The sequence below is a fragment of the Mucilaginibacter gotjawali genome, assembly GCF_002355435.1.
Lineage (GTDB): Bacteria > Bacteroidota > Bacteroidia > Sphingobacteriales > Sphingobacteriaceae > Mucilaginibacter > Mucilaginibacter gotjawali.
This window is the reverse complement of the sequence record NZ_AP017313.1, coordinates 2,303,803-2,320,170: the sequence shown is the minus strand read 5'-3', so window position 1 is coordinate 2,320,170 and position 16,368 is coordinate 2,303,803. Positions and strand designations below refer to the sequence as shown.

General features: G+C 43.7%; 13 protein-coding genes. 5 read left to right on the top strand and 8 right to left on the bottom strand.

Going from position 1 to position 16,368, the window contains the following annotated elements:
- The 3 genes from MgSA37_RS10600 to MgSA37_RS10590 all read right to left on the bottom strand — a co-directional run bounded on the left by MgSA37_RS10600 (window position 1) and on the right by MgSA37_RS10590 (window position 4,397).
- Window positions 1-825: a hypothetical protein gene (locus MgSA37_RS10600; RefSeq protein ID WP_096351797.1), complete on the bottom strand. Its 825-nt coding sequence runs from the start codon at window positions 823-825 to the stop codon at window positions 1-3.
- Window position 826: 1 nt separating this feature from the next.
- The gene (locus MgSA37_RS10595) at window positions 827-2,371 is read right to left on the bottom strand and encodes a hypothetical protein (protein ID WP_096351795.1); all 1,545 of its coding nucleotides are present in this window, start codon (window positions 2,369-2,371) and stop codon (window positions 827-829) included.
- 619 nt (window positions 2,372-2,990) lie between these two features.
- Window positions 2,991-4,397: a DUF4403 family protein gene (locus tag MgSA37_RS10590; protein WP_096351794.1), complete on the bottom strand. Its 1,407-nt coding sequence runs from the start codon at window positions 4,395-4,397 to the stop codon at window positions 2,991-2,993.
- A 149-nt stretch (window positions 4,398-4,546) separates the two neighbouring features.
- Here MgSA37_RS10590 and MgSA37_RS10585 point away from each other — a divergent pair, with 149 nt between their 5' ends.
- The gene (locus MgSA37_RS10585) at window positions 4,547-5,653 is read left to right on the top strand and encodes an ABC transporter permease (protein WP_096351792.1); all 1,107 of its coding nucleotides are present in this window, start codon (window positions 4,547-4,549) and stop codon (window positions 5,651-5,653) included.
- Between the two features lie 122 nt (window positions 5,654-5,775).
- Window positions 5,776-6,270 carry a hypothetical protein gene (locus tag MgSA37_RS10580; protein ID WP_096351791.1) on the top strand — a complete coding sequence of 165 codons (495 nt, stop codon included), beginning with the start codon at window positions 5,776-5,778 and terminating at the stop codon, window positions 6,268-6,270.
- Between the two features lie 74 nt (window positions 6,271-6,344).
- Here MgSA37_RS10580 and MgSA37_RS10575 read toward each other — a convergent pair whose 3' ends face one another.
- The 3 genes from MgSA37_RS10575 to MgSA37_RS10565 form a co-directional block, all read right to left on the bottom strand.
- Window positions 6,345-6,821, bottom strand: a complete 477-nt coding sequence (locus MgSA37_RS10575; protein ID WP_096351789.1) for a YciI family protein — start codon at window positions 6,819-6,821, stop codon at window positions 6,345-6,347.
- Between the two features lie 41 nt (window positions 6,822-6,862).
- Window positions 6,863-8,203, bottom strand: coding sequence for a sugar porter family MFS transporter (locus MgSA37_RS10570; RefSeq protein ID WP_172885310.1), 1,341 nt, complete (start codon window positions 8,201-8,203; stop codon window positions 6,863-6,865).
- A gap of 123 nt (window positions 8,204-8,326) precedes the next feature.
- Window positions 8,327-9,103 carry a hypothetical protein gene (locus tag MgSA37_RS10565; protein WP_096351786.1) on the bottom strand — a complete coding sequence of 259 codons (777 nt, stop codon included), beginning with the start codon at window positions 9,101-9,103 and terminating at the stop codon, window positions 8,327-8,329.
- Window positions 9,104-9,379: 276 nt separating this feature from the next.
- Here MgSA37_RS10565 and MgSA37_RS10560 point away from each other — a divergent pair, with 276 nt between their 5' ends.
- Both MgSA37_RS10560 and MgSA37_RS10555 read left to right on the top strand, forming a co-directional pair.
- On the top strand, window positions 9,380-10,069 hold the full coding sequence (locus MgSA37_RS10560) for a DUF4397 domain-containing protein (RefSeq protein ID WP_157750526.1): 690 nt from the start codon (window positions 9,380-9,382) through the stop codon (window positions 10,067-10,069).
- Window positions 10,070-10,188: 119 nt separating this feature from the next.
- Window positions 10,189-11,319 (top strand): hypothetical protein, encoded by a 1,131-nt coding sequence (locus MgSA37_RS10555; RefSeq protein WP_096351783.1) that lies wholly within the window; start codon window positions 10,189-10,191, stop codon window positions 11,317-11,319.
- A gap of 23 nt (window positions 11,320-11,342) precedes the next feature.
- Here the strand turns inward: MgSA37_RS10555 and MgSA37_RS10550 are convergent, their stop codons facing one another.
- A complete protein-coding gene (locus MgSA37_RS10550; RefSeq protein ID WP_096351781.1) occupies window positions 11,343-12,476 on the bottom strand; it encodes a glycerate kinase in 1,134 nt (377 codons plus the stop codon).
- Between the two features lies 1 nt (window position 12,477).
- Complete coding sequence (locus MgSA37_RS10545; RefSeq protein WP_096351780.1) at window positions 12,478-13,806, bottom strand: GntP family permease; 1,329 nt, start codon at window positions 13,804-13,806, stop codon at window positions 12,478-12,480.
- Between the two features lie 284 nt (window positions 13,807-14,090).
- On the opposite strand from MgSA37_RS10545, the gene MgSA37_RS28780 reads away from it, so the two are divergent.
- Complete coding sequence (locus MgSA37_RS28780) at window positions 14,091-16,244, top strand: YXWGXW repeat-containing protein (RefSeq protein WP_197706118.1); 2,154 nt, start codon at window positions 14,091-14,093, stop codon at window positions 16,242-16,244.
- The last annotated feature ends 124 nt before the right edge of the window (window positions 16,245-16,368 follow it).

Sequence of the window (16,368 nt, the reverse complement as noted above, 5' to 3'; positions counted from 1 at the left end):
TTATTTAAAATATTGCAAGCCAGCGTTAAACTTTTTTATTTGATCGGAAAGGCCCTGATAGCTGCCAGCGATCTTATAGGTTATTGCTTCAAAGTGTTTAAGATTTGTTTCTTCATCGATGGGTTTCTTTATATCGATTTTATCAGCTAGTTTATTTAGTTCTTTTTTATCCCACAACCAGCCTGCGCTTAATGCAGCATATTTTAGTTGTTCCGATTCGCACAAAGTGGCGTTTTTGCCTCCTAAAATGGTTGGCTTTAAAACAAAGTTTTTGTCAAATTCATTTTCAAGTTCTTCATACGCGCGCCGGCCAACAATTTTCAGCAGCCCACGCCCTTTGTAGGTTACCCCGTCGTGTTTATGTGTATTGCCCAAATGTTTATCTTCCTCGTATCCATGTCCGGTCGCTACCTCCTCGGTATAAAAAAGCCCGTCGCTGTCGTGGCCAAGCTGAATCAAAAAACACAATTGCCTTACCGGCGTATTAATTTGATACCTGGCACAGGCATGGTTAATATACTGAAGAAACAATTGGGCGATTGCCAGGGTTGCCCCGGTTACTATAACGATTTGGTTTAAGTCCAATAATGTTTTTTTCACATCCGCCTGAACAAGTGAAACGCCACCGCCCCAATAAAAGCTCCCATCGGTTCCCCGATACCATTTTCCCAAGGTGTAGTTGGGTATTTCGTCCGGGTCTACTTCATGACCATTAAATTTATACCCCTTATTTACTACTCCAACAATATTATTCGTGTCGGGCATTTTTGACGGTATCACGCTGCGTCTGTTAAGTTTATCCACGGTTACAACATATATAGCCATTTTATCCTACCGCCTCCTTACCTGGTTGTTGTGCAACATTTACTGTTACCGGTTGGGTTTGAGCAGCGGAAGCATTGTTTGCCGGTTTATTGCCGCTACTGCCTTCCTTTGCGCCGGTGCCACGTAAAGAAATTAGTTTGCTAAGCGAATCGAACCAAAACGGAGCACCAAGTGAAACCGCAAAAGCAGTGATCAACATGCCAAGAACTTTTTCCCAATTTCTCAACTTGTGCCAAACAAAAGATATCTTATCACCAGCACCGAATTCGCTATCAACTATTTTTTTTCTGATCTTATTGGCCTCTGCCATTGCCTGCTGTTGAATTTTCTGAGCTTTAGCTGAATTTGTTTCGTTTATTTTTTTTGCCTCAAGTGCGCTCAGGTTTTTTGTTTGTTTAACTATGGTATTTAATGGCGTTATCTGGCTTAAGGCTAATTTTTTAATATCCGCAATTTGATTAAATAGTATATGTGATGAATCACTATTGCTTTTAAAGTAATCAGAAACAATTTTTGCACTATCCTGCTTTCTGCCATAGTCGCCCCAGCCAAGGCCCATTAGCGTATTGGCTTTTATTGCATTATCGTTTATCAATTTTTTAGCTTCCTCAAGATGATTAGTATTTTGGGTTGCATTTGCAGGCGCGCCGGGCGGGTTAGCTTTATCTGTGGCGGCTTGCTTGACAGCAAGCTGAACTAGTTGATCGCGGGCATCTTTATCCGTAGACAGTTTCCCCTCGATTTGAATAATATCAACATTAAAAATAACCGCGAAAGAAAATCCTATCAAAAAAAGAATGACCTGAACCTGCCTTTTGTACCAACCGGAAATACGGTTCATAGTATCATCAAACCAACTTTCGAGGGTTTTATTAAAATCATCAATATTATATAAACTATTACGCAAATGCATTTGAAGTATCCGCAATGTGTCTTTATCAATGATTACTCCCCCGTTTGCTTGACTTTCTTTATCGACCCCTTTACTTTGTCGGTATATTATATTGTCGTAATAAGACAACAACTCCTTTAGTTTAACCACATCAGGGCTGTTTTGAAGATTCTGTTTTATTTGATTTTGAGTAAGGTTTGGCTGCATCATCGCCTTTTTATTGGCGATGTCGTTAATTTTAAATGTAAAATCCTTTTTTAAAACGTCCACCAAGATGCTTGAAAAATTGGAAGTAGGCAAATACGAGGGATGCGGGTAGAAACGACTGGAACCATAATTTTTTATGATTGGATGCTCATAAAAATGATGCCCCAGATTTTTGCATTTGGGTTTGGGTCTTGGAACAAAAATATAAAAAAGACTTAAAAGAAACGACCAAACACCTTTTGACCATATACCTTTAAAAAAGCTTAACCACCTCGGATCGTTTGGCGTATCACTGAGCATTCCGTTAACGATACCGTCCTTGAGATTACGTGCCCTAAGGGAAAGGCCAGTTGCAATCGCTTCCTGTATGGATGTAGCCAACAAACTGTAAGTCAGAAAAATAAACACAACTCCAATCGCGACATCCAAGATAACACTATTGAACATGATGTGAAAGATTTAAGTCCGCTTACTCTAAAATCCCTTTTCAGCTTCCGGGTATTTATTACTATTTCACTACCTCAAAACTAAACACCCAAAACCGCCCGGTAACGGGCAATTTCACGGTATTTAAAAAGGTGTTTTTACGGTATTTAAAATTTGGTTTGCCAAGGCAAAGCCACTAAATACGCAACAGGATGATGGTTAAATGATGATTCATGATGTAAAAGATTTTAGGTATGCCTACTCTTTTGTTCCCTTTTCGGCGTCCGGGCTTTGTGATATTTAACTACCGATGAATATAGACAACAGGAAGAATAAATGCAAATTATTTTGAAATTCTGCCAGTTGAATTTATTACTTATTAAGCAATCAAATTCCAACGTAATATTTAGCAAAGGTTAAAAAAAGAATAATTTATGGCTAATTAAAAAGCATTACTACTTGTTTATCAACTCGTTGTGCAGCCCGTAAAAATGAAAGAATCGGCGTAAGTGTCAAGAAAAATACAGATTGCAAAGGTAAATGTACCCGGTTTTCAGATCCTGTTCAGGGTGTTTCATACTGTTGACAGGCTGTCCTGCTATAAGGAGGAACACCCGCGGACAAAAGCGACGGTTACCAATTACATCACCACCTTTACCTTCAGCTGCCCGTTTGACAGGGTGCGGATCACCAGCTTATCCACCGTTGGATAAATGGCCTGGATATCCATATCCTGTATGGTTACTTCGGAGCTGATGTTATTGCCATAGTCGCGGCTCATTTGTTTTTGGATGCGGTTTTTGCTGTCGGCCAAAAACTTAGTGAAATTATAGGCGGACTTTTGTCGGATAGCATCCACTATTTTGCCATTAAACATCCATTTGGCCACTTTAAGCATCCATGCCTTGGTTTGCAGGTCGAAGCTCAGGTCGGGGAACGAGAGGATGTGCGTTACCGGGTCGTACGTAGGCGTTGCTACCAGGTAAATAGTGCCGGTTGAAGAACCGCTGAAATCGATCTGCATCACAATTTGTTTACCCGTGCCGAAGACGCGGGCATGGTCAACAATAAATTCGTTGCCTGCCACCGTGGTCTTTTGGCCGGCCACCTGCTGGTTCACCATATTGGTAAGATGATCATAGTTTTCCACCAGGTCCAGGTACACGTTAAAGCCTTTGGCGGGCACATAAGTGGTTAAGTTGGGCAAAGGTTTGGGCGGCGCGGCAATGCTTACCGTAGTAACCACCGGCTTTGCAGAGAGCCCGACAGAAAAGTTTAGCTGCGACCCGCTTAAATTAAAGCTGCTGAGCCGAACTGATTGCGGGTTAATGGACAGGTAGCCGATATCCTCCATCTTATATTCGGTGGCAATGTTTTTCCATAACTGTTCCACCATAGGGCGGATGTTGTACGCGGCAATTTTGGTATCCACCTGTTTACCAAGGTCGTTTAACGGGCCGCTCAGGTATTGGATGAGGCGGTCGGTTACATCAATATTTCCCAATAGGATATTGCACCTGTCAATTGGCTTTGGGGCCGGGAATAAAACAGTTTTTGAACGCAGGTGATAATCAGGCATAACGCTTATGGTAGACTGGTAGGAGATCACCATCCGCCGTTGCGGCTCATCGCCCCAGCCGCATTGTGCAGAAACCGTAGGCACAATACACCTTGGCCCGGAGCCAAAAACAGCGGCGCATTTGGCGCAATAAGATGCGCTGATGCCATAACTGCCCGTAAATTTAAGGCTGGCAACGTTATTGCTGCCGGTGATGGTAAAAGGGGTGCGGGTGAAGGTATAAGCATAGCTTAATCCCTGGCAGGCCTGCTGGTTATCGGCAAATTTAAGCGGGACGGAATTCTCTGCCTGCACAATATAATTCTTTAGGTCCACTGAAACGGGCACCTCCACATTTGAAACCGGTTGAACTATGTTTGGGATTGCAGATTGCTCATTTGCCGGCGCCAATGGTTTTAATGTTTTGCACGAATAAAAGGTAAAGATTAACAGAATAAGTGCGTAAAGGAGCCTTGGTTTTAGTTTCATTTTAAGGGGAAATTTAACGCTTTACCGCTTAAACAGCCCGACGGTTCAGCGGCAGCAAAAATAATAAAGCTTTCCTTTTTTTGTTTTAATATTTGAATAAAATACCAGGCCACTCAGTTATTTGTATCTAATGAAATATATTTGTTGGTATGAGCCATCCCGCAAACCAGCTTAAGGCAGCGTTAACTATTTCAAGGTACAGTTTACTCGCTACTTTACGCAGCCCTACTTCTATTGTCTTTTCGCTGCTGTTTCCATTAATCTTTATTACCGTTTTCGGGTCAATTAACGTAGGTGCGCCGCCGGCAATAAAGTTAGCTGTAGCGCCGGGATGTGATACAAGCAGCGTGATGTATAAAGCAATTAAAACTGTTCCAAACCTTAAATTGCTCACCGGTTTATCCGAAACCGGGCAATCCGAGGAACTCCGGAAAGGGCAAATAACCGCCATCTTAAATATTACGGCCGATCATATTTTCACCCTGGCGCCGCATTATAATGTTCATTTACGGAGCTCTGGCTCGTCCGGAGATAACCTTAGCCTGCTGCAAACCCAGCTGAATGAAACGATCAGTAAAATTGACCACAAAGCCTTCCCGCATAATCCATCAATTGCTTTATTGCAGGTGACTAAAGCCCCAGGCCGCATTTACCGCAATATCGATTTTATTTTACCCGGGCAGCTGGGGTTTTCATTGCTGATGGCAGGGGTTTACGGTTCGTCATTCCTGCTGTTCAGCCTCCGCCAAAACATGGTGCTCAAGCGGTTACGCACCGCGCCGGTAAAGCGCAGGGCCATTATTGCAGGCGAAATGCTGAGTCGTTTATTTTTCCATATCCTCAGCTTCCTGGTAATGGTGGCCATTGGCTATTTTGTTTTTAAGTTCACCCTGGTAAACGGGTTTGCCACATTAGCTGAAATGCTGGTGTTCTCGCTTTTTGGTTTAAGTATTTTTATGGGCATAGGGTTCATCATCAGCGGGTTGGTGCAAAATGAAAATTCCATCACCCCTATTGCCAATACGGTAGTGTTGCCGCAGATCCTGCTTTGCGGTTTATTTTTCCCGATTACAAACTATCCGCATTTTATGGAGCAAATATGCAGTGCGCTCCCCTTAACGCTTTTTGTAACCGGTTTGCGTAAAATAGCCTTTGAGGGCACCCATATCTGGCAAATGCCCCTCACGGTTGCCGGTCTTTTGCTTTGGACTTGTGCCATCATCCCCTTATCCATCAGGTCATTCAAATGGGAGTAAAAACAGATCGGAAAAACATTCCGCTTGTTAACTAATGCCGAAATGAAGTGGTTGCGTTTTATGAAATTTATTTCTGATATTTAGTTTATTAAACTGCACCGAACGCTTTATTCGTTAACACTATGCCGAACCACCTTTCAATTTTGGGAATTATTCATACAGCAATCAGCATATTAGCCATCCTGGTTGCGCTCTATGCCTTATATAAGGACGGAAAAATAAACCCGGCGACTTCCCCCGGGAAATTGTACATTTTATTGACGGTTATTACCTGTATTACGGGTTTCCCAATAATGAGATTCGGACACCCCACGCCGGGGCACTATCTTGGTGTAATCATACTGGTATTGCTTGCGCTTGGGGTTTATGCAAAGCGTATTTCCGGAAAAGCGAGGGCTTACATCCAGCTTATCCTGTTGTCAACAACCGTTTTTCTTTCATTTATACCGGCTATTGTTGAAACATCAACAAGATTGCCAATGGGCCACCCATTAGCCGCTGGCCCTGACGATCCGCTTGTGCAAAAAGCGCAATTGGTATTGTTGGCTATTTTTTTAATTGGTGTTATTTACCAAGTAATCAAATTGGGAACAAATAATAAAAACCAACAAATATAACGCCGCTAAATCAATTAACTCTATCTATCAAGCACGCTATAAATTCATAACACACTGGCAATCAATATAAAAACTCAAAAATCGGCAACACTCTTTTTTTCCAGTTTTTTATGGATGGAATAGATTTCGACCAAAGCAGCCGAACCGTACCAGGGCCTTAATTCCATTACCAGCGAACCAGCCTGAATAGCAGGATCAGTTTCGGTAAGCGCCCGTGCCTCTTCAACAGTGGGCACATTAAAAATAAATATACCTTCTACTTCTTTACCGTCCAAAAACGGGCCTGCTATCAATAGCTTCCCTTCTTTAGCCAGCCTGATAATATTTTTAAGGTGCGCCCGCTGCAAATCATTTCTTTTAACAGAATCCGTTATCCTGTTCGGGCCATCCTTTAAAAAAGCCATAACATATTGCTTCATACCATAGTTATCAGCCCCAAGCTTTTTTGCAAGCACCTCATCATAATCAGGATTGGTAACCTTAGTTTGGTTTTGCGATTGGACCGTTGTAATGCTCAAAAAAAGCACCGCAAAAAGAATCAGCTTTTTCATGCCTGTTAAATTTTCAAATTAAATCAATGTTTACCTACGTTTCAATGCCCTATTAAAGTATGCTCAATATCTTCGAGTGACTTCCCTTTGGTTTCGGGCATCATTTTCCAAACAAACAGCAGCTGGAACATCATCATAATGGTAAAAAACAGAAAGGTATTTCCGCCGCCAAGTTTTTCTGTAAAATAGGGGAAGATAAACGTAATGAGCGCTGCCATAAACCAATGGGTAAAGCTGCCCAATGTTTGCCCTTTGGCCCGCACCTGATTCGGAAAGATCTCGGAAATAAACACCCAGATAACGGCGCCTTGCGAAAAAGAGAAAAATGCGATAAACAACGACAGGTAGATAATAATATAATAGCCACTGAAATTTTGTGTAAAAAACGAAAAGCTTACCAGCCCTAAGGTGAGGATCAACCCGACCGACCCAATAAACATCAGCTTTCTGCGGCCTACGCTGTCAATAAATTTGATGGCTATCATCGTAAACGTAAAGTTAACGATACCCAGGCCCAGCGACGAGGCCAGGGAAGCGTTTTTACCCAGGCCCGTCATTTCAAATATCCGGGGCGCGTAGTAAAGTATAGCGTTAATACCCGAAACCTGGTTAAAAAATGCAATCAGTACGGCAAGCCTGGCGGGCACTTTGTACCTGCCGCTGAATAGTTCTTTACCACCCGGTTCTTCAGCATCCTCCTTATTGCTTTTTACGATCGAATCCAATTCGCCTTGAAAACCATCAGGATTAATAATTTGAAATATATTTTTTGCTTCATCATAACGGCCTTGCAGCAGTAGCCAGCGCGGGCTCTCAGGTACTAATTTCAGCAAGATTAAAAATATAAGTGAAGGCACCGCCATTACGCCAAGCATATATCGCCATGCATCGTTATGCGAGGGGCCAAGGATGCGCACGATCACGAGATTTGAAAGTAAAGCGATAACGATACCAAACACGATATTAAACTGGAATAAAACCACCAACCTGCCCCTGGCAGCTGCCGGCGAAATTTCGGAGATGTATATAGGGGCAATAATTGATGAAGCGCCCACTCCTATCCCGCCGATAAAGCGAAAGATCATGAACAGATACCAGTTGGTTGCGAAGGAAGAAAATATCGCGGAAAATAAAAATATAAGCGCAATGATAAGGAGCGACTTTTTGCGTCCAAGGGCGTCTGCCGGGATCCGGCCGAAAAACGCTCCGCAAACGGTGCCGACAATAGCTATTGATGTAGTAAGGCCATGCGCTAATGCACCTAATTGCCAATAGGCCTGGATGGCTTGTTCGGCGCCGGAAATTACAACGGTGTCAAACCCAAAAATAAATCCGCCAATAGCGACAATGACGGACCATAGGATAACTTTTCTCTGAATCATAATAAAGGTGAAATAATTGAAGGTTGTTCAAATATATACTTTGTTATGATTAGTTGGTAAAAAAGGTTGCAAGGGTTGTAAGGGTGCGGCAATTTACAACCCTTACAACTTATTTCAACTTCCTCACGCCACAATTAATTTCAGGTCGGCCTGCAATGCGGCGAGGTCAAACCCGCTTGGAGCGGTCTTTCCGGCAGCAAAATCAGTGCTGATCAGGACATAGGCTTCGTCACAATAGGCGTTCCAGAAAGACCATGTCATTTTCTTGGTAGCGCCCCATGTAATAACGGTTAAACCATGGCTATCATAACCCACAACGCAAACTGCGTGGCCGCCCCATGATCCCGGTGCACCTCTACCCGCTGCCCCGCCCGGCGGCACCGACCAAACTTTTTGTGTTTGCGCAGTTAAAGGTAAGGATACCCCGATATAACAGCCGCCAAATAAAAAAGTACCTAATTTGATATGAGATTCATTTTTGGGTTCAAGCGATGCGTACGCCATTATTTTATGCCCGGCAATTCCGTTCTTCCTCCAATAATTCAGCACATTGGTTTCAACCGCGCCATTGTCGTTTTTTCCTGTAACCGGATTATAGCCGGTTATGGCCGAATAAGCATTAACGATATCCTGATCTGATGGGGTAAACAGGGCGCCGTTATCATCCGTCCACTCCATTATTAAATGACCGGCAGCGGCACAGGTACAATCTCCAATTTTATCATTAACCATCATCCCCCATCCGTTTGCAGGTATATTTTTTGCATACACGTATTTTGCAGGCGTTGGCGGCAATGCGTCAGGGGTTAAATAGTTAGCCATCAGTAAGGTCCGGGGGTCGTGAACTGCCGGCGACTTTCCAAGTTTCATATTGGAATGATCTGTTTTGTGAGCTTCCATAGCGTTAAGATTTTGCGTGTTTAGTAATGTTAGTATAAATCTAAAAAAATTATACCCCGGAATTTAAAGGGTTTTTACGGCAATTGGCCACGTAGTTTTACGGGATTTTATGAATGCCGATGCGAAGTGTTTGCCGCTTCGTGCTATTTCACTTTCATTAAAAACGGCAAATTTCACATCGCTTTTGTAGCGAATTAAGCCCGGAACTCGTTATGGCAGTAAAATAGTTTCAAAAATTTCCGCATTATGAAAAGGCTTTTAAAAAATTCAAAAAAAATGAAGTTGGGAATCGGGGCGTTGGGTTTATTTTCCTTATTGCTAAGTTCTTGTTTGAAAGATACCTCTAATTACGTGGCCCCGCCTACAGCCCTGGTAACTTTTTACCAGGCCTCACCTGATGAACCCGCTATGAACCTTGCTTTAAACACCAACCAGGTTAATCAAAACCCGATATACTATGGTGATGACATTGACTATTTCAGGGCTTACGCAGGACAAAGAACTGTTAATCTCTTTTTCACAAACTCCTTAAACACCATTGCAACAGCGCCCGTTACACTTGTAGCCAATAATGCCTACTCGCTTTTCCTGGCCAACACGAGCGCCCACCCGGAAATTGTATTACTAAACGATACACTTAACAGACCAGCTTCCGGCAAAGCAAGTGTACGCCTTGTAAATCTGAGTCCTGATGCCCCTTCCGTTGATCTGAAAATACAGGGGGGTGCTATTTTGGTTTCAAACAAGGCTTTTAAAGGATATTCGTCATTTTTGCCAATCAGCGGGCAAACAAATTATACTTTCCAAATCATGCAAACCGGCACAAATACGGTGTTAGCAACGTTACCAGGTGTAACCATCAGTAACGGTTTTGTATATACTATTTTGTTTCATGGCCTGGCCAATACCACAAATAACGGGGACAAATTGGCTGCTGACCTGATCACTAACGCTTATTTTTACTAGCAGCCTGCGCAACGGTTAAACAACAAACAGCACTGGCCGCTATCATTATAAATAAAACCCGGTTTACGTAAGTAAATCGGGTTTTATTTTTTTATTTTGCTGAGATTTAAAATCCGCCAATGCACAACAACTCCTTACCCGGCGACTATAACAAATTAAATATACTCATCATAAGAATAACCTGTTTATGCTGGCTGCCGGTTAAAGTGTTGGGGTGGAGAATGTTTACTACCAACCGGTTATTTCCAACGGCGCCGGTTTTTGAAATTACTGGCCGATTCCCGCCGGCCATTCATATCGCCCTGTTTAGCCTTTCCATTTTACTTCTTTTTTTATTGCTCATCTCTCCAAAAAACAAAATATTTTTGGCCGCTTTACTGGGAGCAGAAATCATATCCTGCCTGCTCGATCAAAACAGGATTCAGCCATGGGATTACCTGTACATGTTTACGCTCTTTATTTTTATTGTAAATACAGGCAATCAAAAGTTAGCCACCATTGCTTTTGCATTTATTTTAGCGTCAACTTATTTTTACAGCGGTTTGGGCAAACTTAATGAGGGCTTTTTGCAAACTATCTGGAGTAAAATGATCCTTCATTTGTTCCTCCGGATCCCGGCAAAAACAGCACAACAGGGATGGTTATTTTATGGCGGGTATTGTGCCGGATTTTTTGAGTTAACGGCTGGGTTGGGACTGCTATTTACCAGAACCAGGAGAATAGCAGCAGGGCTGCTGATATTAATGCACCTGTTTATCCTTATATTTTTAGGTCCGCCCGGCTTAAACTATAACCGCATTGTCTGGCCCTGGAATATGGCAATGATCCTCTATTTATACCTCATCTTCTTTAAAAATAACAAATCAGATCTGGCTTTTAAACATCTTCTTTCCGGCAGGAATGTACCTGTTTTGATTTGCTGGGGCATTTTACCTGCCTTCAACCTGGCAGGTTACTGGGACAATTATTTATCGTCGGCAATGTATTCCGGCAAACTACCCCAAATGATTATTTGTGTTAAAGACACCAGCAAATGCCCCGGGTTGAGGCGATTTTGCAAGCCTGATTACCGCCATCTTTGCAACGACTACAGTACTATCGACCTTGGATATTGGGCCCTATCCGAAACCAATGTAGCGCCATATCCCGAAATAAGGGTTTATAAAAAAATTCAGCACCAGTTGGAAATACGATACCCGGCAGCAGGACTGAGTTTCAACTACCTGGTGGAAGGTAAGCAGCAAAAATAAGATGGCTTTATTATCCGGCTGGCTTACTTTTTCATCGACAGCAAATCTCCAATCACCCTGGCTGTCCTCACCAGGTTCACCCTTGTATGCTTTAAAGCTTCGGGCAGGTCTTCAGCCCCGTTTCCAATAGCCAACAGGATATCGAAATATTTATTCAATTCTATATTTTCTGTGAGCGGGATAAGGCCGGCTAGTCCAATTACCGGTATATCATTTTTTTTTGCCAGTTCGGCAACGCCAAAAGGGCCTTTGCCCTGCAGCGTTTGCATATCAATACTACCTTCGGCGGTTATCAATAAATTACTCTTTTTAAGCACAGCATCAAAACCGGTTACCTGTAAAAAGTACCCGATTCCATTAACCAGTTTTGCATTTAAAAAGGCACTTAAACCAGCAGCTGCCCCGCCGGCAGTACCGCCATACTTCATTGCCGATAGTCTTTTTCCTGCCTGTTTACCGGTAATATCATCAAGGTTGACCAGGAATTTTTCGAGCCTGGCCACCTCTTCAGGGCCAGCGCCCTTTTGCGGACCGAATATAGCAGCTGAACCATCGGGGCCCAGCAGTTTGTTATTTACATCGCATAACACAATTATTTCGCAATCAAATACCCGTTCATCAAGCTGCGATATGTCTATCCGTGCGAGATTTGCAAGACCTTGTGGAACAGGTTGCAAAAGATTATCTGCCCGGTCAAAAAACCTTGCGCCCAGCGCGGCCAATATGCCGCAACCGCCATCAACCGTGGCTGAGCCACCCATCGCAATAATAATCTTATTTACACCTTCATCCAGTGCAAAGCTGATCAGTTCGCCGGTTCCTGCTGACGAGGCCAGCATTGGATTTAGCTCATCTTTATTTAAAAGTCTTAATCCTGATGCATCTGCCATTTCAACAACGGCCGTTTTCCCGTTATCGATCAGGCCGAACTGAGACATGATCTTCGTACCGAAAGGATGATGGACTTCTTTTTTTATAACCTTACCCTTGCATTGTTTGATAATCAATGATCCCGTGCCATCGCCCCCATCGGCAATCGGGAAACAGGTGACCGTACATTTAAGTTTACTCATTTGCAGCCCCTGTTTGACAGCCAATGCCGCATCTTCAGCAGAAAGGCTGTTTTTAAAAGCGTTTGGGGCTATTAATATGTGCATGTCAGATGAATTTAGAAAGAATATAAACCAAAGTGATGGACGTTAACCCCATGAAAATAGTAGCGATAGTATAAACCCTAAGCATTGTCTTCATTTCGAGGCCTGAAAATCTGGCGATCACCCAAAAATAGGCGTCATTGGCATGCGATATCATCATTGAACCGGCTCCCATTGCCAGTACACATAATACCCTTCCGTTTTCGGTATCCAGGCCCAGGTTTGCCAACAAGGGTTGCACAATAGTAGCTGCCGTAATAATGGCTACTGTTGACGAACCTTGCGCAGTTTTTAAAACAAAGGTTAACAGGAACGGGAAAAATAAACCCAAATAACCGAGGTTTAAAAACTCACTGAAGTGGGCTCCTATTTTTGTGGCAGCCAATATGGCGCCAAAAGCGCCTCCTGCACCAATAATGATCAATATCCCGCCCGCTTTATCCACCGAATCCTGCAAAAGGTGTCCCAATTCAGTCTTCGTCCACTTTCTTTTGCAATTGAACGCCAGTAAAATGCCGATCATAAGAGCGGTTACAGGGTCACCAACCGGGAGCAGTTGGATAAGCCATTGTGTATTGGCTAAAGCGGCCAACGTGATAAAAGATTTTAATCCTATTAATAATAAAGGCACTATAATTGGCAAAAAGGCTTTGATAACCGAAGGACCCGGCTGTGTTACTGTGGTGTTTACTTCAATCACGGGTTTCTCTCCCGGGTATTTTCTTCCCGCATACTTTGCCCATAGGTTTCCGGCAATCATTCCGGGGATAGCGATGATGGCTCCGTATACCATTAGTTTACCAATATCGGCTCCTATGATTCCCGCGGCCGCTGTACTGCCGGGATGCGGGGGCGCCAGGCAGTGAACGGCATAAAGGCCAGTCGCCAATGAAACCGACATCATGGTTAACGGTACTCCGGACCGCCGTGCAAGGCTGTTGTTCAATCCGCTCAATACAATGAATCCTGAATCACAAAATATAGGTAACCCGACTATAAAACCTGTAATGCTCATCGCCCAGGCTGCGTGTTTTTCGCCGGTCCTTTTCAAAATATAACCAGCCATTACTGCCGTACTTCCTGTGTATTCAAGCAATACCCCTAACGTTGTGCCCAAAACAATCACAAGGCCTAATAATTTAAGGATATTGCCAAACCCATCTTTAATTGTTCCTATCATTAAACCAATGGGCATTTGCACACTCAAACCCACCATGAACGCAGATAAGATCAAAGCAAAAAAAGCAGGAACTTTATATTTGGTGGTAAGCAGAACAATTAAGGCGATTGCGGCAATCAGGCATATTAACAAGTAAAAAAAAGATGCAGTCATCCGCCTGGAGTTTAATGATTTATGAGAGAATAACAGGAAAAATCAAATTTATCATATAATCGCAAAGTGCAGCAAAAAACAATTCAAAAACCAATGATTAATCAGGTGATATTAAAAAAGTTAGTGACATATATTTTCCTGATGTATATCATTTTTTGAAAAAAAAATACTGTTTATCTTTGATAACATACGAAAATAACTACTTTTATAATACCCCGCCGTTTTATTACATCCTTATTTAAATAACCCGTTTACAGTTTCACAACCATTTAACCTCTAATTTTATGAAATCATTTTTTCTGGCTTTGTTTATGTTCGCTTTTTGCAGCATAAGTTATGCGCAAAACCCTGTTGTGGACACACATCCGAGGGCCCAAATTTACGTTATCGACCCCCAATCGGGCCAGGAAACTCCTGTGAGTACCGATTTGGCGATCTTATTTAAAAATTCACTCATCGAGCTGGTAAGAGCTACGCCAAGTGCAAGAGCAGTAATATCAGGCCTTTCTCCTGAATACAAAAACAGAACTTTTACCGTTACGCAAATGGGGGTTGAAACGAATATTAACGGCTACCAGATCTCCCTTGATTACCAGGCGCCGGATCCGGAGCAAAATGTTAATCTCTACACCTTCGTTTATCACGCAGATGATAATACCTTATATTATTATGACCAGAACACGCAGGCATGGGTACAGGAAAGAATATTGGCCAACAATGTGTTTAACCTTAGAAAAGCCGCAATGTATGCCCAAAAGTTTAATGAGGAGTTTGCCAACCAACCTTTACAGGAGCAGGGCGGGCAGGTTGCTGTTGATGCTTCGGTTGATTTAGACCAGCCCGTGGATGCGGATGTTGCCGCAGACACTGCGCCACCAGAAATGCCTGAATACGAACAACCTGAATGCCCAAGCGATGGCTACTTGTGGCAGCCTGGCTATTGGGCCTTTAGCCGGGAAAGAGGAGATTATTACTGGGTGCCGGGAGCATGGGTGGCTCCGCCAAATCCGGGTGTTTTATGGACACCTCCTTACTGGGGTTATGAAGGCAACCGCTACGTTTTCCATATAGGTTATTGGGGCGATCATATTGGTTTTTACGGTGGGATAAACTATGGATATGGTTATTCAGGCCATGGTTATTATGGCGGAGAATGGCGTGAAGGGCGTTTTCACTATAATACAGCCGTGGTTAGGGTAAACAGAACGGTAATAAGGAATGTTTACGAAAACAGGATAGTGATCAGAAATAACGAAAGGCATAACCGCAACAGCTTTAATGGCGGGCGCGGAGGCGTAGATGACAGGCCGACAGCAGCAGAAGTATCTGCAGGCCGTGAGCGCCATTACAAGCCAACTGCCGAACAAAACGGTAACCAGTGGCGGGCAAGGCAGAATCCCAACCAATTCACCAAAGGGAACCCGGGGGGAAAACCCGCCAACTTAGCCGTTCCAAAAGTTATCCCCTTTCACCCGCAAAATAATGGCGGAAACAAGGTAGGCCAGGGTGTAGGAGGCAAACAAAATCAGCCACAAGGCAATAATCCGGGACGGCCAACCGGCCGGGGAAATAACCCGGGAAAACCTGGTATCCAGAATGCAAATCCGGGAAATCCAAATGCACCGGGGGCCAATCCAGATAAACCAACAGGTGTTGGTAACAACCAGGGCAATCCCAACCGGCCGGGTGCCAATCCAAACAAACCGGCAGGTTTAGGAAATAATCCCGGCAACCCTAACGCACCGGGTGCTAATCCAAATAAACCGGCGGGTGCTGGTAACAATCCGGCTAATCCTAACGCACCGGCCGCTAACCCAAACAAACCGGCAGGTTTAGGAAATAATCCCGGCAACCCTAACGCGCCGGGTGCTAATCCAAATAAACCGGCAGGTGCTGGTAACAATCCGGCTAATCCTAACGCACCGGCCGCTAACCCAAACAAACCGGCAGGTTTAGGAAATAATCCCGGCAATCCTAACGCACCGGGTGCTAATCCAAATAAACCGGCAGGTGCTGGTAACAATCCGGCTAATCCTAATGCGCCAGCCGCTAACCCAAACAAACCGGCAGGTTTAGGAAATAATCCCGGCAATCCTAACGCACCGGGTGCTAATCCAAATAACCCGGCGGGTGCTGGTAACAATCCGGCTAATCCTAATGCGCCAGCCGCTAACCCAAACAAACCGGCAGGTTTAGGCAACAATCCGGGTAACCCTAACGCACCGGCCACCAATCCAAACAGACCAGCACGTGTGGGTAACAATCCAGGCGGGCAGGGTAATAACCCGGCAAAACCAGCAGGACTACCTGCAAATCCGCCCCGGCCCGTTAATAAGCCGGCTAATCCACCGAAGCCCGTTATACAACAGGCTAAACCGGCCAAACCAGCAGAAAACAAACCAAAGCAACAGGACAAACCGGTAAAACAAAACAATTAACCGGCGATTCAAAAAGCTTGACGCTTTGTTATAAATATAAAAAGGCGCCTCTGTATTACCAAGGGCGCCTTTAATTTAAAGTACAATTACCACTACACCTATTCGTAGTTAATTACAGAAGGGC